Source organism: Streptomyces sp. NPDC004284 (genome assembly GCF_042874035.1).
Classification (GTDB): domain Bacteria; phylum Actinomycetota; class Actinomycetes; order Streptomycetales; family Streptomycetaceae; genus Streptomyces.
Window position 1 is genome coordinate 237,308 of sequence record NZ_JBIAMJ010000003.1, and the last position, 22,312, is coordinate 259,619.

At 72.2% G+C, this 22,312-nt stretch carries 16 protein-coding genes; 11 read left to right on the top strand and 5 right to left on the bottom strand.

Annotated features, from left to right (window positions below):
• Window positions 1-2 precede the first annotated feature (2 nt).
• The 4 genes from ACFYUS_RS10740 to ACFYUS_RS10755 all read left to right on the top strand — a co-directional run bounded on the left by ACFYUS_RS10740 (window position 3) and on the right by ACFYUS_RS10755 (window position 6,204).
• Window positions 3-3,737 (top strand): ABC transporter ATP-binding protein, encoded by a 3,735-nt coding sequence (locus ACFYUS_RS10740; protein WP_388848321.1) that lies wholly within the window; start codon window positions 3-5, stop codon window positions 3,735-3,737.
• Between the two features lie 85 nt (window positions 3,738-3,822).
• Window positions 3,823-4,176: a hypothetical protein gene (locus tag ACFYUS_RS10745; RefSeq protein ID WP_388848324.1), complete on the top strand. Its 354-nt coding sequence runs from the start codon at window positions 3,823-3,825 to the stop codon at window positions 4,174-4,176.
• 78 nt (window positions 4,177-4,254) lie between these two features.
• Window positions 4,255-4,653, top strand: a complete 399-nt coding sequence (locus ACFYUS_RS10750) for a hypothetical protein (protein ID WP_388848327.1) — start codon at window positions 4,255-4,257, stop codon at window positions 4,651-4,653.
• A 99-nt stretch (window positions 4,654-4,752) separates the two neighbouring features.
• The gene (locus ACFYUS_RS10755; protein ID WP_388848330.1) at window positions 4,753-6,204 is read left to right on the top strand and encodes an aminopeptidase; all 1,452 of its coding nucleotides are present in this window, start codon (window positions 4,753-4,755) and stop codon (window positions 6,202-6,204) included.
• A 47-nt stretch (window positions 6,205-6,251) separates the two neighbouring features.
• On the opposite strand, the gene ACFYUS_RS10760 is transcribed toward ACFYUS_RS10755, so the two are convergent.
• Window positions 6,252-8,075, bottom strand: coding sequence for a glycoside hydrolase family 3 protein (locus ACFYUS_RS10760; protein WP_388848333.1), 1,824 nt, complete (start codon window positions 8,073-8,075; stop codon window positions 6,252-6,254).
• A 108-nt stretch (window positions 8,076-8,183) separates the two neighbouring features.
• Window positions 8,184-9,095: a LysR substrate-binding domain-containing protein gene (locus tag ACFYUS_RS10765; RefSeq protein WP_388848336.1), complete on the bottom strand. Its 912-nt coding sequence runs from the start codon at window positions 9,093-9,095 to the stop codon at window positions 8,184-8,186.
• A gap of 100 nt (window positions 9,096-9,195) precedes the next feature.
• On the opposite strand from ACFYUS_RS10765, the gene ACFYUS_RS10770 reads away from it, so the two are divergent.
• The gene (locus tag ACFYUS_RS10770) at window positions 9,196-10,176 is read left to right on the top strand and encodes an EamA family transporter (protein ID WP_388848338.1); all 981 of its coding nucleotides are present in this window, start codon (window positions 9,196-9,198) and stop codon (window positions 10,174-10,176) included.
• Window positions 10,173-10,766, top strand: a complete 594-nt coding sequence (locus ACFYUS_RS10775; protein WP_388848341.1) for an AAA family ATPase — start codon at window positions 10,173-10,175, stop codon at window positions 10,764-10,766. Before ACFYUS_RS10770 ends, ACFYUS_RS10775 begins: the two co-directional genes overlap by 4 nt.
• Before the next feature lie 79 nt (window positions 10,767-10,845).
• Here ACFYUS_RS10775 and ACFYUS_RS10780 read toward each other — a convergent pair whose 3' ends face one another.
• Window positions 10,846-11,892, bottom strand: coding sequence for a LacI family DNA-binding transcriptional regulator (locus tag ACFYUS_RS10780; RefSeq protein ID WP_388848344.1), 1,047 nt, complete (start codon window positions 11,890-11,892; stop codon window positions 10,846-10,848).
• A gap of 165 nt (window positions 11,893-12,057) precedes the next feature.
• Here ACFYUS_RS10780 and ACFYUS_RS10785 point away from each other — a divergent pair, with 165 nt between their 5' ends.
• Genes ACFYUS_RS10785 through ACFYUS_RS10795 form a run of 3 tightly spaced genes read left to right on the top strand, consistent with a single transcriptional unit; the run spans window position 12,058 to window position 15,157 of the window.
• Complete coding sequence (locus ACFYUS_RS10785) at window positions 12,058-13,209, top strand: Gfo/Idh/MocA family protein (protein WP_388848347.1); 1,152 nt, start codon at window positions 12,058-12,060, stop codon at window positions 13,207-13,209.
• Window positions 13,206-14,357 (top strand): dihydrodipicolinate synthase family protein, encoded by a 1,152-nt coding sequence (locus ACFYUS_RS10790; RefSeq protein WP_388848350.1) that lies wholly within the window; start codon window positions 13,206-13,208, stop codon window positions 14,355-14,357. The genes ACFYUS_RS10785 and ACFYUS_RS10790 overlap by 4 nt, the downstream gene beginning before the upstream one ends.
• The gene (locus tag ACFYUS_RS10795; RefSeq protein WP_388848353.1) at window positions 14,354-15,157 is read left to right on the top strand and encodes a sugar phosphate isomerase/epimerase family protein; all 804 of its coding nucleotides are present in this window, start codon (window positions 14,354-14,356) and stop codon (window positions 15,155-15,157) included. Before ACFYUS_RS10790 ends, ACFYUS_RS10795 begins: the two co-directional genes overlap by 4 nt.
• A 65-nt stretch (window positions 15,158-15,222) precedes the next feature.
• Here the strand turns inward: ACFYUS_RS10795 and ACFYUS_RS10800 are convergent, their stop codons facing one another.
• The gene (locus tag ACFYUS_RS10800) at window positions 15,223-15,696 is read right to left on the bottom strand and encodes a hypothetical protein (RefSeq protein WP_388848356.1); all 474 of its coding nucleotides are present in this window, start codon (window positions 15,694-15,696) and stop codon (window positions 15,223-15,225) included.
• Window positions 15,697-16,003: 307 nt separating this feature from the next.
• Here ACFYUS_RS10800 and ACFYUS_RS10805 point away from each other — a divergent pair, with 307 nt between their 5' ends.
• Window positions 16,004-18,235 (top strand): ATP-dependent RecD-like DNA helicase, encoded by a 2,232-nt coding sequence (locus ACFYUS_RS10805; protein ID WP_388848359.1) that lies wholly within the window; start codon window positions 16,004-16,006, stop codon window positions 18,233-18,235.
• A gap of 179 nt (window positions 18,236-18,414) precedes the next feature.
• Window positions 18,415-19,704 carry a citrate synthase gene (locus tag ACFYUS_RS10810; protein ID WP_093876000.1) on the top strand — a complete coding sequence of 430 codons (1,290 nt, stop codon included), beginning with the start codon at window positions 18,415-18,417 and terminating at the stop codon, window positions 19,702-19,704.
• 353 nt (window positions 19,705-20,057) lie between these two features.
• On the opposite strand, the gene ACFYUS_RS10815 is transcribed toward ACFYUS_RS10810, so the two are convergent.
• Window positions 20,058-22,265 carry a heavy metal translocating P-type ATPase gene (locus ACFYUS_RS10815; protein ID WP_388848362.1) on the bottom strand — a complete coding sequence of 736 codons (2,208 nt, stop codon included), beginning with the start codon at window positions 22,263-22,265 and terminating at the stop codon, window positions 20,058-20,060.
• Window positions 22,266-22,312 lie beyond the last annotated feature (47 nt).

The following is a 22,312-nucleotide window of genomic DNA, read 5'->3' on the forward strand; positions in this document are numbered from 1 at the left end:
TTGTGGCGGCGGTCGGGGAGAAACAGCGGGGCTGGGCGCGCAGGCTGGCCGGGTACGCGTGGCGGTACAAGACGAACACGCTGCTCGCGCTCGGGTCGTCGCTGGCCGGGATGGCCGTGCTCGCGCTCGTGCCGCTCGTCACCAAGGTGATCATCGACGATGTCATCGGGACGAAGACCCGGGACCTCGGCGTGTGGACGGGGCTGCTCGTCGGCGCCGCCGTCCTCGTGTACGTCATGACCTACGTCCGCCGGTACTACGGCGGACGCCTCGCGCTCGACGTCCAGCACGATCTGCGGATCGACATGTACGGGACCGTCACCCGGCTCGACGGGCGGCGGCAGGACGAGCTGTCGACCGGGCAGGTCGTCGGGCGGGCCACCAGTGACCTGCAGCTGATCCAGGGCCTGCTGTTCATGCTCCCGATGACCATCGGGAACATCCTGCTGTTCCTCATCTCGCTGGCCGTCATGGCCTATCTGTCGATCCCGCTCACCCTCGTCGCGCTCGCCGTCGCCCCCGCCCTCTGGTGGATCGCCAAGCGCAGCCGTGCCCGGCTGCACCCGGCCACCTGGCACGCGCAGCAGCAGGCCGCCGTGGTCGCCGGGGTCGTGGACGGGGCCGTGACCGGCGTCCGGGTCGTGAAGGGCTTCGGGCAGGAGGACCAGGAGACCGGCAAGATCCGCGAGGCCGGGCGGAAGCTGTTCGCGGGGCGCCTGCGGACGATCCGGCTGAACTCGAAGTACACCCCGGCGCTCCAGGCCGTCCCGGCCCTCGGCCAGGTCGCGGTCCTCGCCCTCGGCGGCTGGCTCGCCTACCGGCACCAGATCACCCTCGGTACCTTCGTCGCCTTCTCCTCCTACCTGGCGTCCCTCGTCGGCCCGGTCCGGATGCTCGCCATGGTCCTCACCGTCGGCCAGCAGGCCCGTGCCGGCGTCGAGCGGGTCTACGACCTCATCGACACCGAGCCGACCATCGAGGACGGCACCAAGGAGCTGCCGGCCGACGCGCCCGCCACCGTCGAGTTCGACGACGTGTCCTTCGCGTACGAGGACGCCCCCGGCAGAACAAAGCCCGTCCTCGACGGGTTCTCGCTGGAGATCCGGCCCGGCGAGACCGTCGCCGTCGTCGGCGCCTCCGGCTCCGGCAAGTCGACCGTCTCCCTCCTCCTGCCCCGCTTCTACGACGTCACCCACGGCGCCGTCCTCGTCGGCGGCCACGACGTCCGCGAGCTCACCCTCGACTCCCTGCGCGCCGCCGTCGGCCTCGTCCCCGAGGACTCCTTCCTCTTCTCCGACACGGTCGCCGCGAACATCGCGTACGGCGTCCCCGACGCCACCCGCGAGCAGATCGAGACCGCCGCCCGCGCCGCCCAGGCGGACCGTTTCATCGCCGAGCTCCCGGACGGCTACGACACCAAGGTCGGCGAGCACGGCCTCACCCTCTCCGGCGGCCAGCGCCAGCGCGTCGCCCTCGCCCGCGCGATCCTCACCGACCCCCGGCTGCTCCTCCTCGACGACGCCACCTCCGCCGTCGACGCCAAGGTCGAGCACGAGATCCACGAGGCCCTGAAGTCGGTGATGGCGGGCCGTACGACCCTGCTCATCGCGCACCGCCGCTCCACCCTCGGCCTCGCCGACCGCATCGCCGTCCTGGAGGACGGCCGCCTCGCCGACATCGGCACCCACGCCGAGCTGGAGGCGCGCTCCCCGCTCTTCCGCCGGCTCCTCACCGACCCCGAGGAGCTCGGCGCCGTCTCGCCCGGCCACCTCACCCCGCCCGAGCCGCCCGAGGACCACACGCTGCGGGCCGAGCTGGACGCCGAGTTCGACGCCGAGCGGGGCATCACCCCGACCCTGTGGGTACGCGACGAGACCACCGGCCGCGAGACCCCGGCGCCCGGCGCCACCCCCGAGCTGCTCGCCGCCGTCGAGGCCCTGCCGCCGGCCGACGACACCCCGGACATCGACGAGGCCCGGGCCGTGTCGCCCGAGGACGCGTACGGGCTGCGCCGCCTGCTCCGCGGCTTCGGCGTCCCGCTGCTCATCAGCCTCGGCCTGGTCGCCCTCGACGCGGGCGCGGGCCTGCTGCTCCCGGTCCTGATCCGGCACGGCATCGACGAGGGCGTGAACCGGCTCGCGATCGGCGCCGTCTGGGCGGCCTCCGCGCTCGCCCTCGTCACCGTCCTCGTGCAGTGGGTCGCGCAGACCGCCGAGACCCGGATGACCGGCCGCACCGGCGAGCGGGTCCTGTACGCGCTGCGCCTGAAGATCTTCGCCCAGCTCCAGCGGCTCGGCCTCGACTACTACGAGCGCGAGCTGACCGGCCGGATCATGACCCGGATGACCACGGACGTCGACGCCCTGTCGACCTTCCTCCAGACGGGCCTGGTCACCGCCTTCGTCTCGGTCGTCACCTTCTTCGGGATCATGGTCGCGCTGCTCGTGCTCGACCTCCAGCTCGCCCTGGTCGTCTTCGCGACCCTGCCGGTCCTCGCCATCGCGACGTACTACTTCCGCCGCTCCAGCGTGAAGGCGTACGAGCTGGCGCGCGAGCGGATCAGCGTCGTCAACGCCGACCTCCAGGAGTCCGTCTCCGGCCTGCGGATCGTGCAGGCCTTCCGCCGCGAGCGCTCGGGCGCGGCCCGGTTCGCGGAGCGCAGCGACTCCTACCGCCAGGCGCGCGTCCGGGGCCAGTGGCTGATCTCGGTCTACTTCCCGTTCGTGACCCTGCTGTCCTCGGTCGCGGCCGCCGCCGTCCTGATCGTCGGCGCGAACCGCATCGAGGCCGGCACCCTCACCACCGGCGCCCTCGTCGCCTACCTCCTCTACATCGACCTCTTCTTCGCGCCCGTGCAGCAGCTCTCGCAGGTCTTCGACGGCTACCAGCAGGCCGCCGTCTCGCTGAAGCGGATGCAGGAACTCCTCCAGGAGCCGACGTCGACGGCCGCCGCCGACGCGCCCCTGGACGTGCTCTCGCTGCGCGGCGAGATCGCCTTCGAGGACGTGTCCTTCGCGTACGGGGGTGAGGAGGAGGCCCTCACCGGGATCGACCTGCGCATCCCCGCCGGGCAGACCGTCGCCTTCGTCGGCGAGACCGGCGCCGGGAAGTCCACGCTGGTCAAGCTGGTCGCCCGCTTCTACGACCCGACGGGCGGCCGGGTCACCGCCGACGGCACCGACCTGCGGGACCTCGACATCACCGCGTACCGCCACCGGCTCGGCGTCGTCCCCCAGGAGGCGTACCTCTTCGCCGGGACGATCCGCGACGCCATCGCGTACGGCCGTCCCGAGGCGACCGACGCCGAGGTCGAGGCGGCGGCCCGCGCGGTCGGCGCGCACGACATGATCGCCACCCTCGACGGCGGCTACCTCCACGCGGTCGCCGAGCGCGGCCGCAACCTCTCCGCCGGCCAGCGCCAGCTGATCGCCCTCGCCCGCGCCGAGCTCGTCGACCCCGACGTCCTGCTCCTGGACGAGGCCACGGCGGCGCTCGACCTGGCGACCGAGGCCCAGGTCAACCAGGCCACCGACCGGCTCGCCGGCCGCCGCACGACCCTCGTCGTCGCCCACCGCCTGACGACGGCCGCGCGCGCGGACCGCGTGATCGTCATGGACCACGGGCGGGTCGCGGAGGACGGCACCCACGACGAACTCCTCGCCCTGGGCGGCCGCTACGCGACGCTGTGGAACACGTTCATCGGGGAGGCGGAGGAGCCGGAGCCGGAGCGGGTGTGAGGACGCGGGGGTGAGTACGGGGGATCCGCCGGGTGAGTATCCCGGCGGATTCCCCGTCGTCGCCGGGCGGGCTTGAATCGGGGACATGAGCAACGACTCCCGCGCCCGCGCCGCCTCGCCCTCCGCCCCCTCCGTCCCCGACGAGGGCGGCCGGCGCCTGCGGAAGCTGTCCCTGATCTGGGCGGCGCTCTTCGTGCCGGCGACCGTGCTCGCCGGCATCGTCGCCCTCATGGCGGAGAACGCGGGCCGCTGCATCGAGTACGGGGACGGCTGCGGCTCCACCCCGGGCTACGCGTACGTCGTGAGCCTGGCGCTGGCGGCCGTGGCCTTCGCGATCACCCAGGGCGCGGACCGCGGCACCGTGCGCCGGGCCGCGTTCTGGACCCAGCTCGGCGCGGAGTGCGTGTTCCTGGTGCTGGTGGCGACGACCTTCGGCTGACGGAGCCATGCGGAGGCAACCATTCCGGGGCCTCGTGCGTCGTACGGCCGTACGACGATCCGCTCGGGAGGGGAACGCATGACCATGGACACCGGCACGTCCCGCGCACTCGCCCGCGTACTCGTCCCGCTCCTCGCCGCCCTCGCGCTGCTCCTCCTCCCCGGGCCCGGCGGCGGGACCGCCGACGCCGCCTCCGTCTGCCACGGCCGGCCCACCCGGACGATCGCCTTCGCCACCGGCGAGCTGCGCCTCTACCGGAGCCGCCAGTACGTCTGCGCCGTCACCGTCGCCAAGCGGCCCGGACCCCGCCGCCAGATGGCCGTCTCGCTCCAGCCGCGCGGCGGCCGCGCCGTCGTCCGGTCCGGCCGCTTCGACCGGCAGACGGGCCCCCTGACCGTCCACGCGCTCAACCGCTGCGTCCGGGCGGGCGGTTCGGTGGCGGGCCGGGGGACGGTGACGGGCTGGATCCTGTGCTGATGTGCAGGAAAGTCCAAGAGTAAGGATCAACTGGGTCTGGCGGTCCCCACGTTGCGCCCGCTAGGTTCGCGACACCGTTGTGAACCAAGGGGAGGGTGAATGCGCAAGTCGCTGAGATGGGCGCTGTCGCTTTCGGTGCTCATAGGCACCGTCGGGTCGACCGGTGTGGCTACCGCCGCGGACACGGAGACCGACAGCACGGCCGTCGTCGACTCGCAGAGCACGAGCACGGACATCAAGGACCGCCTCCTGGCGATCCCGGGGATGACCCTGATCGAGGAGAAGCCGTACGCCGGCTACCGCTACTTCGTCCTCAACTACGAGCAGCCGATCGACCACCACCGCCCGTGGGCGGGCACGTTCCAGCAGCGGATCTCGATCCTCCACAAGGACACGAGCCGCCCCACCGTCTTCCGCACCAGCGGCTACGGGCTGAGCACCACGCCGAGCCGGACCGAGCCGACCCGGATCGTCGACGGCAACCAGGTCTCCATGGAGTACCGCTTCTTCACGCCGTCCCGCCCGGCGCCGGCCGACTGGTCGAAGCTGGACATCTGGCAGGCGGCCAGCGACCAGCACCGCATCTACACGGCGCTGAAGTCGGTCTACGGCAAGAACTGGCTGGCCACGGGCGGCTCGAAGGGCGGCATGACCGCCACGTACTACGAGCGCTTCTACCCGCGCGACATGGACGGCGTCGTCGCGTACGTGGCGCCGAACGACGTGGTCAACAAGGAGGACTCGGCCTACGACCGGTTCTTCGAGACCGTCGGCACGAAGGACTGCCGCGACCGCCTGAACGACATGCAGCGCGAGGCGCTCGTCCGCCGCGAGCCGCTGGAGAAGAAGTACAAGGCCTGGGCCGAGTCCGAGGGCGCCACCTTCAACACGGTCGGCTCGCTCGACAAGGCGTACGAGGCCGTCGTCCTCGACTTCGTCTGGGGCTTCTGGCAGTACTACGGCCAGGACGTCTGCGACCAGATCCCGGACGCGGCGACCGCGAGCGACGACGTCGTCTACGACACGATCGACGCCTACTCCGGCTGGTCCGCGTACACCGACCAGGGCCTGGAGTACTACACGCCGTACTACTACCAGGCGGCCACCGAGCTGGGCTCGCCCACCATCAAGCAGCCCCACCTGGACGGCCTGACCCGCTACGGCTACCAGCCGGCCAGCAGCTTCGTGCCGAGCTCGATCCCCATGAAGTTCAAGCCGTGGGTCATGCGCGACGTCGACGACTGGGTCCGCAAGAACGCGAACCACATGCTCTTCGTCTACGGCGGCAACGACCCCTGGGGCTCCGAGCAGTTCCACGTCGACAAGGGCGCGCGCGACTCGTACGTGTACGTGGCGCCCGGCATGAACCACGGTGCCAACGTCGCCGGCCTCGTCCCCGCCGAGCGCGACAACGCCACCGCCCGCATCCTCGACTGGGCCGGCCTCTCCACCCCGTCCCTCCAGGCGGCCCGGCCCCTGGCCCGCTTCGACGCCCGCATCGACGCGGCGTCCGACGAGGACACCACCCGGGAACACGGCCTGCGGCCGTAACTCCCCCCGTCGTGGGCAATCGTCCCGCGGGACGATTGCCCACACGGTCAGACCGGGTACGCCAGCCCGTACCCCACCGGATACAGCACCTTCGCCGGGTCCTCCGCGCTCTGGACCGGGACCGGGAGGCGGCCCCGGGGACGCGCCCGGCCGGCCAGGACCCGGACCGCCGCACGGAGTTCGACGTCGGTCCAGGAGTAGGCGGCGAGGGTCGCGCGCTGGCCGTCGAGGCGGGCGATGTCGTACGGGTTGCGGATCGAGACCGTCACCACGGGCACCCCGGTCGCGACGAGCCGCGAGACCAGCGTCCGCTGCGGGCTGGTCGCGGAGACGTTGTACGTACCCACGACGACCACGTCCTTCCCGGCCGCCGCCGCCACCGCCTCCTCGATCTTCGCCGCCGTCGGGGTGATCCCGGTCGACAGCGCCGTCGCGGTGAAGCCCAGCTCCGTCAGCGCCGTCGCGAGCGTCGTCGTCGGCGGGCCCGTCGTGCCGGAGGGCGAGGCCGGGTCGGCGCCGACGACGAGGACCGAGCCGTGGGAGGACGGGCTCAGCGGCAGGAAGCCGTCCTCGTTGAGGAGGAGCGTCGTGGTGGCCTCGGCGATCCGGTCGGCGTGGGCGAGGTGGGACTCGGTGCCGACGACCCGCTCGACGCCGGCCCGCGTCGCGTACGCCTGCCGGAAGAGGCCCAGCTTCGCCTTGAGCCGCAGGATCCGCAGGATCGATTCGTCGAGCCGGGCCTCCGTCAGTTCGCCCGCCCTGACCGCCGCCAGGACCGCGTTCCAGGCCACGTCGAGCTTGGGCGGGTTGAGCAGCTGGTCCACCCCGGCCTTGAGGGCGAGGACCGGGACGCGCGCGTCCCCGTACTTGGTGCGGACGCCCTCCATGCCGAGGGCGTCGGTGACCACCACGCCGTCGTAGCCGAGCTGTTCGCGCAGGATGCCGGTGAGGATGGGCCGGGAGAGCGTCGCCGGGTCCTCGCTGGGGTCGAGCGCGGGCACCACGATGTGCGCGGTCATGATCGAGTCGATCCCGGCGTCGATCGCCGCCCGGAACGGCGGCGCGTCGAGCTCCGCCCACTGCTCCCGGGTGTGGGTGATCGTCGGCAGGCCGTAGTGGCTGTCGACGGCGGTGTCGCCGTGGCCCGGGAAGTGCTTGGAGGTGGCCGCGATCCCGGCCTGCTGGTAGCCCTGGACCTGGGCGGCGACGAGACCGGCGACGGCCTGCGGGTCGGAGCCGAAGGAGCGGACGCCGATGACGGGGTTGGCCGGGTTGACGTTCACGTCGGCGACCGGGGCGTAGTTCTGCCGGATGCCGATGGCGGCGAGCTCCTCGCCCGCGATCTGCGCGGCCTTGCGGGCGTCCGCGTGCGACCCCCCGGCGCCGAGGGCCATCGCCCCGGGCAGCAGGGTGGCGGGCTTGCCGACCCGGCAGACGATGCCGTGCTCCTGGTCGGTGGAGATGAGCACCGGGACCGGGGTGGGCTGCGCGAGAGCGGCCTGCTGGATGCCGTTGGAGAGCTCGGCGATCTGCTGCGGGTCGCGGGTGTTGTGGGCCCAGGAGAAGTAGATGACCCCGCCGACGTGGTAGCGCTCGACCAGCTCGGCGGCGGTGCGGACGCCGATCTCCTTGAGGTTGGCGTCGATGTCGGCCTGGTCGGGGGCGGTGGCGGAGTGGCCGTAGACCCGCATCACGAAGAGCTGGCCGACCTTCTCCTCCAGGGACATCCGGTCGATGATCCGCTGGAGCTTCAGGTCGTTCGATTCCGCGTGCGCCGCGGGGGCGAGGGCTCCGGTGACGGCCGCCGCGGCGGCTGCGGCGGTCACCGTGAGGAGGGTGCGTCGGGAGGGGGCGGGGGCGCGGTGGTGCACTGATGCTCCTTCCGGCCGTGCAAGGTTGAAGGAAACTTCCAAGGTGTCACGGATAGCCCGAAAGTAACTGCCAGGTCAAGGACCCGCGCAGGAATCGCCCGCGACGTCTCAGCCGGCCGAGGCGATCGCGGGCCAGAGCTCCTGGAGCGTACGGACCGTCTCCCGGATCGCCGGGCGCCGCGCCGCGCCCGTCCGCCACATGGCGTGCAGCCGGCGCGTCGGCACCGGGTCCAGCCGCACCGGCACCACCTCCGGCGGCAGCGCCCCGCGGCCCAGGCGCGGGACGAGCGCGATGCCCAGCCCGGCCGCCACCAGGGCCACCTGCGTGTGGTTCTCCTCGGCCTGATGGACGATCAGCGGCTCGTACCCCGTCGCCCGCAGCGTCCGCGTCAGCCAGTCGTGGCAGACCGTCCCGGGCGGCTGGGAGATCCACCGCTCCGCCGCCAGCTCCTCCCGGCGCACCGACTCCCGCGCCGCCAGCGGATGGTCCCGGTGGACGAGGATGTCGCACCGGTCGTCGCCGATGACCACCTGCTCGACCCCCGGCGGCACCGGCAGCGGCGCGATGTCCCAGTCGTGCGCCACCGCCAGGTCGATCACGCCCCGCGCCACCAGGTCGACCGAGAGGTGCGGGTCCACCTCCGAGAGGCGGGCGTCGAGCTCCGGGTGGAGCCGGGCCAGCTCGGCGAGCGCCCGGGGCATCAGGCCGCGCGCCGCGCTCGCGAAGCAGGCGATCGTCAGCCGCCCGGCGGGCCGGCCGCGCCGCTCTTCGAGCCGTACCTCCGCCTCCTCGACGAGCGCGAGCAACTGGCGTGCCGTGGTCGCCAGTTGGTGGGCGTCGTCGGTGAGCCGGATGCCGCGCCCGCTGCGTTCGAGCAGGGTCGTACGGGTCTCCCGCTCCAGCTTCGCGATCTGCTGCGAGACCGCCGACGGGGTGTAGCCGAGGGCGGTGGCGGCGGCGCCGACACTGCCGTGGACGGCGACGGCGTGCAGGGCGCGCAGACGGCCGAGATCCAGCACGGGGCAGCTCCTGAAGGGTCCTGGATGTAGGAATGCTTCATCCCACCATGAAGGGACCTGTGCTGGTGCTACACGGTCGGCGGCGACCATGCTCGACGGCATGCACCCCGCACGCCTCGCCCCCGCCCACCTCGCCCTCGCGGCCCTGGTCGCCGCCGTCTGGGGAGTCAACTTCGTCGTCATCGAGATCGGCCTCGACCACTTCCCGCCGCTGCTCTTCTCCGCCCTCCGCTTCCTCGTCGCCGCCCTGCCGGCGGTGTTCCTCGTCGGCCGTCCGAAGGTCGCCCGGGATGGGGTCTCCCCTGCTCGAACGGAGTTGAGAGCTTGGGGAAGGATGGTGGGGGTCGGGCTCGTCCTCGGCGTGGCCAAGTTCGGCCTGCTCTTCACCGGCATGGACCTCGGCGCCCCGGCCGGGCTCTCCTCCCTCGTCCTCCAGGTCCAGGCCGTCTTCACCGCCCTCTTCGCCTTCGTCGCCCTCGGCGAACGCCCCCGGCGGCTCCAGGTGCTCGGGATGGCCGTCGCCCTCGCCGGCATCGGCGTCGCCGCCGTCGACGAGGGCGGCTCGGGCCCGCTCACCGGCTTCGCCCTGGTGATCGCCGCGGCGGCCTGCTGGGGCGTCTCCAACGTCCTGACCCGCAAGGCCGCCCCGCCCGACGCCCTCAACTTCATGGTCTGGGTCAGCACGGTGCCGGTCCTGCCGCTCCTCGCCCTCTCCCTCCTCCTGGAGGGCCCCGAGCGGGACCTCGAAGCCCTGCGCGGGCTCGACATGACAGGTGTCGGCGTCATCGCGTACGTCGCCTGGATCACGACCGTCTTCGGCTTCGGCGCCTGGGGCTGGCTGCTCCGCCGTTACCCCGCCTCCTCCGTCGCCCCCTTCTCCCTCCTCGTCCCCGTCTTCGGCATGTCCTCGGCGGCCCTGTTCCTGGGCGAGTCGATCAGCCCGCTCCGCTGGTGCGCGGCGGCGCTGCTCGTCGGGGGAGTGGCGCTGACCTCGCTCGCGCCGCGCCGGAACTCCCTGGCGCCCTCGGAGCCCCCGGCCGTATCGTTCCCCCGTCCCACCGGCGAGGAAAGGCCCGCATGACCTTCGAGAACGTCACCGTCGACAGCCCCGAACCCGCCCCCGGCGCCCTCCTGTTGGCGGGGATCCCCGGAAGCGGCAAGAGCACCGTCGCGGCGGCCCTCGCGGCGCGTTTCGCCCGCGCCGCGCACATCGAGGTCGACCACCTCCAGGAGCTGATCGTCCGGGGCGGCCACTGGCCGAGCCCTGACGGCGACCCGGAGGCGGACCGGCAGATCCTGCTGCGCGCCCGCAACGGCTGCCTGCTCGCGGACAGCTTCGCCGCGGCGGGCTTCCTGCCGGTCCTCGACGACGTGGTCGTACGCCGCTCCCACCTGGACTTCTACCGCGCCCATGCCCGGGCGGCCCCGCTCCACGTGGTGATCCTGGCCCCTGGCCCGGACAAGGCCTGGGAGCGCAACAACGCCCGCCACAAGAAGCTGACGACGAACTGGGCCTTCCTCGACGAGGCCATGCGCGCCGAACTCTCCGGCGAGGGCGTCTGGATCGACAACGCGGACCAGACGGTCGAGGAGACGGTCGACGCGGTCCTCGCGGCGACGGGCCTGACCGCCCACGCCGACGCGAGGACGAACGGCCCCGCCGGCTCGTAGCGGCCGCTGGCGTCCCCGAGCGGCCCCTCCCCGGCAGGTCGGGCCGCGCCGCACGCGGACACCTCGCCGCAGCGCCCCGCTACCCCCGCGGGCGGCCCGTCGACCCCCGCACCACCAGCTCCCCCGGCACCGTCTCCACGCCGCCCGCCGGGGGCTCCTCCGCGTTCATCGCCAGGCGGCCCGCGCGGATGCCGGCCTCGTGGAGGGGGAGGCGGATCGTGGTGAGGGACGGGACCGCGTCGACGGCGAACGGGAGGTCGTCGAAGCCCGCGACCGACACGTCGCCGGGGACGGAGAGGCCCCGCTCGCGCAGGGCCGCGCAGACGCCGAGCGCCACCGTGTCGTTGGCCGCGACGACGGCCGTGAGGTGCGGGTCGCGGGCGAGGAGCTCGGCCGTCGCCCCGTACCCGGAGGCGCGGTCGTACGGCCCGTGGACCGTCGGGCCCTCGGGGACGCCGGCCGCGGAGAGGGCCTCCCGGTGTCCCTCCAGGCGGTGCCGGGTGGTGGTGCGGTCGGCCGGGCCCGCCACGTAACCGATCCGCCGGTGACCGAGGCCGAGGAGGTGCTCGGCGAGGAGCCGCCCCCCGGCCCGGTTGCCGAAGACGAGGGCCGCCGCGCTCGCGTCGCCGGGCACGGGCGGGCGCCCGCACAGCACGACCCGGGTCCCCGCCCCCGCCAGCCTGGTCAGCTTCCCGGCCGTCGCCGCCAGGTGCTCCGGGTCCTCCAGGGAGCCGCCCATGAGGATCACGGCCGCGGCCCGCTGCCGCTGGAGCAGGGTGAGGTAGGTCAGTTCGCGCTCGGGGGAGCCGCCCGTGTTGCAGACGACGGCGAGCTTCTCGCCCCCGCCCCGCCCCGTGGCGCTCTCCCCGATCGCGCTCTGCGCCGCGCTCGCCATGATCCCGAAGAAGGGGTCGGCGATGTCGTTGACGAGGACGCCGACCAGGTCGGAGGTGGCGGCGGCGAGGGCGCTCGCGGGGCCGTTGAGGACGTAGTCGAGCTCGTCCACCGCCCGCAGGACCCGCTCGCGGGTCGACGCGGCGACCGGGTAGTTGCCGTTCAGGACGCGGGAGACGGTGGCGGGGGAGACCTGAGCGCGGGCGGCCACGTCCGCCAGGGTGACGGTCATCGCGTGCGTACCTCCAGCATCGTGTGCGTACCTCCAGGCCCTTGTCGGCGGTGATGTCGGCAGGCTAGCGTCCTCCCCGACAGAAAGCGCTTTCTATCCGGATGGCCTTCTCTCCGGACGGCCGGACGGACCGAGGGCGCGGAGCACCGCGGAGAGGAACCTTTCGTGACACGCAGGACAGTCCGCATCGCCATGAACGGCGTCACCGGGCGCATGGGTTACCGCCAGCACCTCGTCCGCTCGATCCTCGCCCTGCGCGAACAGGGCGGCCTCGACCTCGGCAACGGCGAGACCCTCTGGCCCGAGCCCGTCCTCGTCGGCCGCCGCGAGCACGCCCTGCGCGCCCTCGCCGAGCGCCACGGCCTCACCGAGTGGTCCACCGACCTCGACGCCGTCCTCGCCCACGACACCGTCGACGTCTACTTCGACGCCCAGGTCACCTCGGCCCGCGTCGACGCCCTCACCCAGGCCATCGCCGCCGGCAAGCACGTCTACACCGAGAAGCCCACCGCCGCCGACCTCGCCGGCGCCCTCGAACTCGCCCGCCTCGCCCGGGCGAAGGGCATCAAGCACGGCGTCGTCCAGGACAAGCTTTTCCTCCCCGGCCTGCTCAAGCTCAAGCGCCTCGTCGACGGCGGCTTCTTCGGCGAGATCCTGTCCGTGCGCGGCGAGTTCGGCTACTGGGTCTTCGAGGGCGACTGGCAGGACGCCCAGCGCCCCAGCTGGAACTACCGCGCGGAGGACGGCGGCGGCATCGTCGTCGACATGTTCCCGCACTGGGAGTACGTGCTCCACGAGCTCTTCGGCCGGGTCACGAGCGTCACCGCGCACGTCGCCACGCACGTCCCGCAGCGCTGGGACGAGCAGGGCAAGCCGTACGCCGCGACCGCCGACGACTCCGCGTACGGCATCTTCCAGCTGGAGGGCGGCGCCGTCGCCCAGATCAACTCCTCCTGGGCGGTCCGCGTCCACCGCGACGAGCTCGTCGAGTTCCAGGTCGACGGCACCCACGGCTCCGCCGTCGCCGGCCTGCGCGACTGCCGCGTCCAGCACCGCTCGGCCACCCCCAAGCCGGTCTGGAACCCCGACATCCCCGCCACCTACTCCTTCCGCGACCAGTGGCAGGAGGTCCCCGACAACGCCGAATTCGACAACGGCTTCAAGGCCCAGTGGGAGCTGTTCCTCCGGCACGTCGCGCTCGACGAGCCGTACCACTGGGACCTCCTCGCCGGCGCCCGCGGCGTCCAGCTCGCCGAACTGGGCCTGAGGTCGGCCACCGAGGGCCGCCGCCTGGACGTCCCGGAGGTGACCCTGTGATCCGACTCCCCGCCCCGGACGGCTCCACGCGCGCGTACACCCCCCGCACCGAACCGCTCGCACTCACCGCGACGGGCCCGCTGACCTCCCGTACGGTCTTCTCCGCCGCACACGTCGTCGCCGACCCGTACGCCGACACCACCCCCGACTCCCCGGCCGCCGTCGACTGGGACGCCACCCTCGCCTTCCGCCGCCACCTCTGGTCCCACGGCCTCGGGGTCGCCGAGGCCATGGACACCGCGCAGCGCGGCATGGGCCTGGACTGGGCGGGCGCGGCCGAACTGATCCGCCGGAGCGCGGCCGAGGCCCGCGGCACGGGCGGCCGCATCGCCTGCGGCGTCGGCACCGACCAGCTCACCGGCCCGGCCTCCCTCCCGGAGGTCCGCGCGGCCTACGAGGAACAACTCGCGGTCGTCGAGGAGTCCGGCGCGCAGCCCGTCCTGATGGCCTCCCGCGCCCTCGCCGCCGCCGCGCGCGGCCCCGAGGACTACCTCGACCTCTACGGCCACCTGCTCCGCCAGTCGAGCGAGCCGGTCGTCCTGCACTGGCTGGGCCCCATGTTCGACCCGGCGCTCGGCGGCTACTGGGGCTCGCCCGACCTCGACACGGCCACCGAGACCTTCCTCGACGTCATCGCGGCCCACCCCGACAAGGTCGACGGCATCAAGGTCTCCCTCCTCGACGCCCGCCGCGAGGTCGACCTGCGCCGCCGCCTCCCGCAGGGCGTCCGCTGCTACACGGGCGACGACTTCCACTACCCGGAGCTGATCGCGGGCGACGACCAGGGCTTCAGCCACGCCCTGCTCGGCATCTTCGACCCCCTGGGCCCCCTGGCGGCCGAGGCGGTGCGCCTCCTGGACACCGGCGACACCGAGGGCTTCCGCAAGGCCCTCGACCCGACCGTCGAGCTCTCCCGCCACCTCTTCCAGCCCCCCACCCGCTTCTACAAGACGGGCGTCGTCCTCCTCGCCTGGCTGGCCGGCCACCAGGACCACTTCACCATGGTCGGCGGCCTCCACTCCGCGCGCTCGCTGCCGCACCTGGCCCGCGCCTACGAACTCGCCGACCGCCTCGGCCTGTTCCCGGACCCGGCCCGCGCGGAGTCCCGCATGCGCTCCCTCCTCACGGTGTACGGAGTCCCCCGGTGAACCTCGACCGCTTCAGCATCAACCAGATGACGGTCAAGCAACTCCCCCTGCCCGAACTGGTCGCCCACTGCCTCCGCCTGGGCATCCCGGGCATCGGCCTCTGGCGCGAACCGGTCCAGGAGTACGGGGTGGAGGCCGCCGCCGCCCTGGTCCGGGACGCCGGCCTCACCGTCACCACCCTCTGCCGGGGCGGCTTCTTCACCAGCGAGGGCTGGGAGTCGGACAACCGCGCGGCGATCGACGAGGCGGTGACGCTCGGCACCGACACCCTCGTCCTGGTCTCCGGCGGCCTGACCCCGGCCTGCCCCGACCTCCTGTCGGCGAGGGCCCGCATCACGGAGGCGATCGCCGAACTGGCCCCGTACGCCGGCGAACGCGGAATCCGCCTCGCGATCGAGCCGCTGCACCCGATGTACGCCTCCGACCGCTGCGCGGTCTCCACCCTGGACCAGGCCCTGGAGATCGCGGAGCGCTTCCCCGCCTCCCAGGTCGGCGTCACCGTCGACACCTACCACCTCTGGTGGGACGACCGCGCCCCGGCCGCGGTACGACGCGCGGGTGCCTCCGGCCGCATCCACTCCTTCCAGCTCGCCGACTGGACCACCCCCCTCCCCGCGGGCGTCCTCAACGGCCGCGGCCAACTGGGCACGGGCGCCGTCGACCTCGCGGCCTGGTCGGCCCTGGTCGAGAAGGCGGGCCACACGGGCCCGGTCGAGGTGGAACTCTTCAACGACGGCCTGTGGGCGAGGGACGGGGTGGAGGTCCTGGAGGAGACGCTGGCGGCCTTCCTGGCGGTCTGACGCGCCACCGGCCCCGAGGGCGCTCCACCCCCGCCGACGCGGAGGCGGAGCGCGACCCTAGAGGGTCAGCACGGGCGGATGTGCCACACCGGCGACCACGAGGCCGTTCCGCTCTGCGGGGCCGTACTGGTCCACCTGAGGCTGCCGTCCTGGTTGTAGAACCTCGCGACGGTGCCCGCGGTCTGGTTGTTGTTGAAGTACCCGTCACCGACCCCGTAGAAGTCGTAGTAGCCGCAGTAGTAGTAGTCCCAGGTGCTGCCGTTGCCGTCCTGGATGCACAGGTGCCCGTAGCTGCAGCTGATGGCGGCGGCCTCGGCGGTCCCGGGGGTGGAGAAGGTGACGGACCCTCCGGGCATCGTCGCCTTGTCCTCGGCGATCCGCCGTTCACCGGGATGGCTCGCCAGATAGGCGTCGACCTGCCGCCGAAGGCCGTCCGCCCCGCCGTCCGCCGGGGCTGCCGACGCACTGCCGGCCAGCAGCTGCCCGGCGGCCAGCGTCACGGCCGCACCCGTCATGACCAGGCTCTTGATCCACTTCATGCCCTTGTTTCCCCTCACGTCGATGACCCCGACGGCGCGCTCGTGACCGCCGCCCCGAAGGCACGCCCATCGTTTCGGCGGCAAGGGACGCTTTGAAGGGTTAATTCAGGCAATGGCATGGCAAGTGCGGCCATCTTGACGGAGATCGCGCACGCGCATGTTCCGGATAGCGGCAGCGTATGCGCGCGTCGGCCGGCACCAGCGGGACGATCGAGCACGCCACGTGGCGAAAAAACGCCACCCTGCACCGTTCCCGGGGGTCGTCCCCGGCCCCCGCGATGTCAGCGTCCTTCGCTACCGTCGGGGTATGTCCAACGAGGGTCAGCCATACCGCCCCGCCGTCGTCGAAGGGGTGCTGGAGCGGATCACCTACGCCAACGAGGAGAGCGGCTACACGGTCGCCCGGGTCGACACCGGGCGCGGGGCCGGGGATCTGCTCACGGTCGTCGGTGCGCTGCTCGGGGCGCAGCCGGGGGAGTCGCTGCGGATGGAGGGGCGGTGGGGGTCGCATCCGCAGTACGGGAAGCAGTTCACCGTCGACAACTACACGACCCTCCTGCCCGCCACCATCCAGGGCATCCGCCGCTACCTCGGCTCCGGGCTCGTCAAGGGGATCGGGCCCGTCTTCGCCGACCGGATCACGCAGCACTTCGGGCTGGACACGCTCGACATCCTCGAGGAGGAGCCCGCCCGGCTCATCGAGGTCCCGGGCCTCGGACCCAAGCGGACCAGGAAGATCACCGAGGCGTGGGAGGAGCAGAAGGCGATCAAGGAGGTGATGGTCTTCCTCCAGGGGGTCGGGGTGTCCACCTCCATCGCCGTGCGGATCTACAAGAAGTACGGGGACGCCTCCATCTCCGTCGTGCGGAATCAGCCCTATCGGCTCGCGGCCGACGTGTGGGGCATCGGTTTCCTCACCGCCGACAAGATCGCCCAGTCCGTCGGCATCCCGCACGACAGCCCCGACCGGGTGAAGGCGGGGATGCAGTACGCGCTGTCGCAGTCCAGCGACCAGGGGCACTGCTTCCTGCCCGAGGAGCGGCTCATCTCCGATGCCGTGAAGCTCCTCCAGGTCGACACCGGGCTCGTCATCGAGTGCCTTGCCGAGCTCGCCGAGGATCCCGAGGGGGTCGTGCGGGAGGTCGTGCCCGGGCCCGAGGGGCAGCCCCTCACCGCCGTGTACCTCATCCCCTTCCACCGGGCCGAGCTGTCGCTCGCCGGTCAGCTGCGGCGGCTGCTGCGGGCCGAGGAGGACCGGATGCCGGCCTTCCGGGACGTGCCGTGGGACAAGGCGCTGGCCTGGCTCGCGGACCGTACGGGGGCCTCGCTCGCGCCCGAGCAGGAGGAGGCGGTGCGGCTCGCCCTGACGCGGAAGGTGGCGGTGCTCACCGGCGGCCCGGGGTGCGGCAAGTCCTTCACGGTCCGTTCGATCGTGGAGCTGGCCCGGGCGAAGAAGGCGAAGGTCGTGCTCGCCGCGCCGACCGGCCGGGCGGCGAAGCGGCTCGCCGAGCTGACCGGGGCGGAGGCCTCCACCGTGCACCGGCTCCTGGAGCTGAAGCCGGGCGGGGACGCGGCCTACGACCGGGACCGGCCGCTCGACGCCGATCTGATCGTCGTCGACGAGGCCTCCATGCTGGACCTGCTGCTCGCGAACAAGCTGGTCAAGGCCGTGGCACCGGGTGCCCATCTGCTGCTGGTGGGGGACGTCGACCAGTTGCCGTCGGTGGGCGCCGGGGAGGTTCTCGGTGATCTGCTGGCCCCCGGCAGTCCCGTGCCGTCCGTGCGGCTGACGCGGATCTTCCGGCAGGCCCAGCAGTCCGGGGTGGTCACCAACGCGCACCGGATCAACGCCGGCACTCCGCCGCTCACCCAGGGCCTCCCGGACTTCTTCCTGTTCGTCGAGGAGGAGACGGAGGACGCCGCCCGGGTCGCCGTGGAGGTCGCGTCCCGGAGGATTCCGGCCAAGTTCGGCCTCGACCCGCGCCGGGACGTCCAGGTCCTGGCCCCGATGCACCGGGGCCCGGCGGGCGCGGGCTCGCTGAACGGCCTGCTCCAGCAGGCGATCACCCCGGCCCGCCCCGACCTGCCGGAGAAGCGGTTCGGCGGCCGGGTCTTCCGGGTCGGCGACAAGGTGACCCAGATTCGGAACAACTATGAGAAGGGGACGAACGGGGTCTTCAACGGTACGGTCGGCGTCGTCACGGCGCTCGACCCCGTCGAGCAGCGGCTGACCGTGCGGACGGACGAGGACGAGGAGGTGCCGTACGACTTCGACGAGCTGGACGAACTCGCGCACGCGTACGCGGTCACCATCCACCGTTCGCAGGGCAGCGAGTACCCGGCGGTGGTCATCCCGGTCACCATGAGTGCCTGGATGATGCTCCAGCGGAACCTGCTCTACACGGCCGTGACCCGGGCCCGGAAGCTGGTCGTCCTGGTCGGCTCCCGGCGGGCGATCGCCCAGGCGGTCCGTACGGTCTCGGCGGGCAGGCGCTTTACCGCACTCGCGCACCGGCTCACAGGGCAAACCCTCGTGTGAAAGATCACGAGGGGCTACCGGAACCGGGGCGAAGGGGGCAGGATATGAAGGTTGGCGGCACTGAGTGCCGCCGAATGGCCCAATGAGCGACCCCGAGTGCACTCTCCTGAGCCAAATGGGGGATGGTAGAGACAGTCAGGGCACCTCGAAGAAGAGGCACTACGTCGGTGAGGGATGACGTGAGCGACAACTCTGTAGTACTGCGGTACGCGGACGGTGAATACACCTACCCGGTGGTCGAGAGCACCGTCGGCGACCAGGGCTTCGACATCGGGAAACTCCGAGCCCAGACCGGGCTGGTCACCCTGGACAGCGGATACGGCAACACGGCCGCCTATAAATCCGCCATCACCTACCTCGACGGTGAGCAGGGCATCCTGCGGTACCGCGGTTACCCCATCGAGCAGCTGGCCGAGCGCTCCACCTTCCTTGAGGTGGCGTACCTGCTGATCAACGGTGAGCTGCCCAAGGTCGACGAGCTGTCGACCTTCAAGAACGAGATCACGCAGCACACGCTCGTCCACGAGGACGTCAAGAACTTCTTCCGCGGCTTCCCGCGGGACGCCCACCCGATGGCGATGCTGTCCTCGGTGGTCTCCGCGCTGTCCACCTTCTACCAGGACAGCCACAACCCGTTCGACGAGCAGCAGCGGCACCTCTCCACGATCCGCCTGCTCGCCAAGCTGCCGACGATCGCGGCCTACGCGTACAAGAAGTCGATCGGTCACCCGTTCGTCTACCCGCGTAACGACCTCGGCTACGTCGAGAACTTCCTGCGCATGACCTTCTCGGTCCCGGCGCAGGAGTACGACCTGGACCCGGTCGTCGTCTCCGCGCTCGACAAGCTGCTGATCCTGCACGCGGACCACGAGCAGAACTGCTCGACCTCCACCGTGCGTCTGGTCGGCTCCTCGCAGGCGAACATGTTCGCCTCGATCTCCGCCGGCATCTCGGCCCTGTGGGGCCCCCTGCACGGTGGCGCCAACCAGTCGGTCCTGGAGATGCTGGAAGGCATCCAGGCCAACGGCGGCGATGTCGACTCCTTCATCCGCAAGGTGAAGAACAAGGAGGACGGCGTCCGCCTGATGGGCTTCGGCCACCGGGTGTACAAGTCCTTCGACCCGCGCGCCAAGATCATCAAGGCGGCGGCGCACGATGTCCTCTCGGCGCTCGGCAAGTCCGACGAGCTGCTCGACATCGCGCTCAAGCTGGAGGAGCACGCGCTCTCCGACGAGTACTTCGTCTCGCGCAACCTCTACCCGAACGTGGACTTCTACACGGGCCTGATCTACCGGGCCATGGGCTTCCCGACCGAGATGTTCACGGTCCTCTTCGCCCTCGGCCGCCTTCCGGGCTGGATCGCCCAGTGGCACGAGATGATCAAGGAGCCGGGTTCCCGCATCGGCCGCCCGCGCCAGATCTACACGGGTGAGGTCCTCCGCGACTTCGTCCCGGTCGAGGCCCGCTGACGGCGCTGACCCGCACGGTCGCCCAAGCGAAAAGCGCCCCGCCGCCGATCCCCCCACGGGTCGGCGAGCGGGGCGCTTTCCATGTCCCGGTGCGGATTCCCCCCACGGGATCCGGGCCGGGCGTCTGGTGCGCGGTCTGCCGGGGTACGTACGGGAGGGCCGCTCAAAGCTCCCCGGTGCACGTGCCCCGGCCGCGCTTGCCTAGGGACGTCCCCCAAGACATCCCATGAACGTCCCCCAAGACGTTCGTTGGCATCGCCCACTTAGACTCGCGAACAGCCCAGATGGTTACCCCCCAATATCTGTGATCTAGATCTCTTTGTGAAGGTCCTGTGCGTCACGCGTAAGTGAATTCACGAGAACCGCCGCAGCCGCAGGCTGTTGGATACGACGAAGACGGACGAAAAGGCCATGGCCAGGCCCGCGATCATCGGGTTGAGGAGTCCGGCCGCCGCGAGGGGGAGCGCGGCGACGTTGTAGCCGAAGGCCCAGCCCAGGTTGCCCCGGATCGTCGCCAGGGTCCGCCGGGCGAGCCGGATGGCGTCCGCCGCGACCCGCAGGTCGCCCCGGACCAGGGTCAGGTCGCTCGCCTCGATGGCCGCGTCGGTGCCCGTCCCCATCGCGAGCCCGAGGTCGGCCGTGGCGAGCGCGGCGGCGTCGTTCACCCCGTCGCCGACCATCGCGACCGTACGGCCCTCGGCCCGCAGCCGCCGGATCACCTCGGCCTTCTCCTCGGGCAGCACCTCCGCGATCACCTCGTCGATGCCCACCTCCGCCGCCACGGCCTCCGCGACCGCCCGGTGGTCCCCGGTGAGCAGCACCGGGCGCAGCCCCAGGGCGCGCAGCCGGGCGACCGCCTCGGCGCTGGTGTCCTTGACGGCGTCGGCGACGGTCAGGGTGCCCCGGGCGACCCCGTCCCAGGCGACGTGGACGGCGCCGGGCTCCGTCGTCGCGGGGGCCTCGACGCCCTCGGCCGCGAGCAGGGCGGCGCGCCCGACGAGGACGAGCCGGCCGTCGACGGAGCCGCGCACGCCGAGTCCGGGCACGTTCTCGAAGGTCTTCGGGGTGGGGAGCTCCCCGCAGCGCTCGGCGGCGCCGACGGCGATCGCGCGGGCGACCGGGTGCTCGGAGGAGTGCTCCAGGGCGCCCGCGAGCCGCAGGAGCTCGGTCTCGTCGGCGGAGTCCGTGCCGTACCGCCCGCCGTGCACGTGGACGCCGGTCAGCCGCATGCGGCCGGTGGTGACCGTGCCCGTCTTGTCGAGGACGACGGTGTCGACCTTGCGGGTGGACTCCAGGACCTCGGGGCCCTTGATGAGGATGCCGAGCTGGGCGCCGCGTCCGGTGCCGACCATGAGGGCGGTCGGGGTGGCCAGGCCGAGGGCGCAGGGGCAGGCGATGATCAGGACGGCGACGGCGGCGGTGAAGGAGGCGGTGACGTCGTCCGTCAGGAGGAGCCAGGTGACGAGGGTGCCGAGGGCGATGAGGAGCACCACGGGGACGAAGACGGCGGAGATCTTGTCGGCGAGCCGCTGCACCTCGGCCTTGCCGCTCTGGGCGTCCTCGACGAGCTTGGCGATCCTGGCCAGCTGGGTGTCGGCGCCGACGCGGGTGGCCTCGACGAGGAGGCGGCCGGAGACGTTGACGCAGCCGCCGGTGACGGCGGAGCCGGGGGTGACGTCCAGGGGCAGCGACTCGCCGGTGAGCAGGGAGGCGTCGACGGCGGAGGCGCCTTCCGCGACGGTGCCGTCGGTGGCGATCTTCTCCCCGGGGCGTACGACGAAGAGGTCGCCGGTGCGGAGTTCGCCGACCGGGACGCGTACCTCCCTGCCGTCCTTGAGGACCGCCACGTCCTTGGCGCCGAGCTCCATCAGGGCCCGCAGTGCGGCGCCCGCCTTCCGCTTGGCGCGGGCCTCCAGATAGCGGCCCAGGAGGATGAAGGTGACGACGCCGGCGGCGACCTCCAGGTAGATCGCGGAGGAGGTGTGGGCGCGGTCGGCGGTGAGGTCGAAGCCGTGGCGCATGCCGGGCATGCCGGCGTCGCCGAGGAAGAGGGCCCAGAGGGACCAGACGTAGGCGGCGAGGGTGCCGACCGAGACGAGGGTGTCCATGGTGGCGGCGCCGTGCCGGAGGTTGGTCCAGGCGGCCCGGTGGAAGGGCAGCCCGCCCCAGACGACGACGGGGGAGGCGAGGGTGAGCGAGAGCCACTGCCAGTTGTCGAACTGGAGCGAGGGGACCATGGCGAGGAGGACGACGGGCGCCGAGAGGAGCGCGGAGACGGTGAGCCGCTGCCGGAGGGAGGCGAGCTCGGGGTCCTCCGGCTCCTCCTCCCGTTCCTTCACCGGCGGGAGGGGTTCCTCGGCGGTGTAGCCGGTCTTCACGACGGTGGCGATCAGCTCGTCGACGCCGACGTCCGGCGCGTGTTCGACATGCGCCTTCTCCGTGGCGTAGTTGACGGTGGCGGTGACGCCGTCCATCCGGTTGAGCTTCTTCTCGATGCGGGCGGCGCAGGAGGCGCAGGTCATCCCACCGATCGTCAGCTCGGTGACGGTGGTGCTGGGCATGTGCGGTTCCAAACGGGAGCAGGGCCGTACCAGTAACGGTACGGCCC

What these genes read in the sequence shown, in the direction of transcription:
- ACFYUS_RS10745 (WP_388848324.1), top strand. Translation starts at nt 3,823, where the DNA reads ATGAGCAACGACTCCCGCGCCCGCGCCGCCTCGCCCTCCGCCCCCTCC.
- ACFYUS_RS10750 (WP_388848327.1), top strand. Translation starts at nt 4,255, where the DNA reads ATGACCATGGACACCGGCACGTCCCGCGCACTCGCCCGCGTACTCGTC.
- ACFYUS_RS10755 (WP_388848330.1), top strand. Translation starts at nt 4,753, where the DNA reads ATGCGCAAGTCGCTGAGATGGGCGCTGTCGCTTTCGGTGCTCATAGGC.
- ACFYUS_RS10770 (WP_388848338.1), top strand. Translation starts at nt 9,196, where the DNA reads ATGCACCCCGCACGCCTCGCCCCCGCCCACCTCGCCCTCGCGGCCCTG.
- ACFYUS_RS10775 (WP_388848341.1), top strand. Translation starts at nt 10,173, where the DNA reads ATGACCTTCGAGAACGTCACCGTCGACAGCCCCGAACCCGCCCCCGGC.
- ACFYUS_RS10780 (WP_388848344.1), bottom strand. Translation starts at nt 11,892, where the DNA reads ATGACCGTCACCCTGGCGGACGTGGCCGCCCGCGCTCAGGTCTCCCCC.
- ACFYUS_RS10800 (WP_388848356.1), bottom strand. Translation starts at nt 15,696, where the DNA reads ATGAAGTGGATCAAGAGCCTGGTCATGACGGGTGCGGCCGTGACGCTG.
- ACFYUS_RS10805 (WP_388848359.1), top strand. Translation starts at nt 16,004, where the DNA reads ATGTCCAACGAGGGTCAGCCATACCGCCCCGCCGTCGTCGAAGGGGTG.
- ACFYUS_RS10815 (WP_388848362.1), bottom strand. Translation starts at nt 22,265, where the DNA reads ATGCCCAGCACCACCGTCACCGAGCTGACGATCGGTGGGATGACCTGC.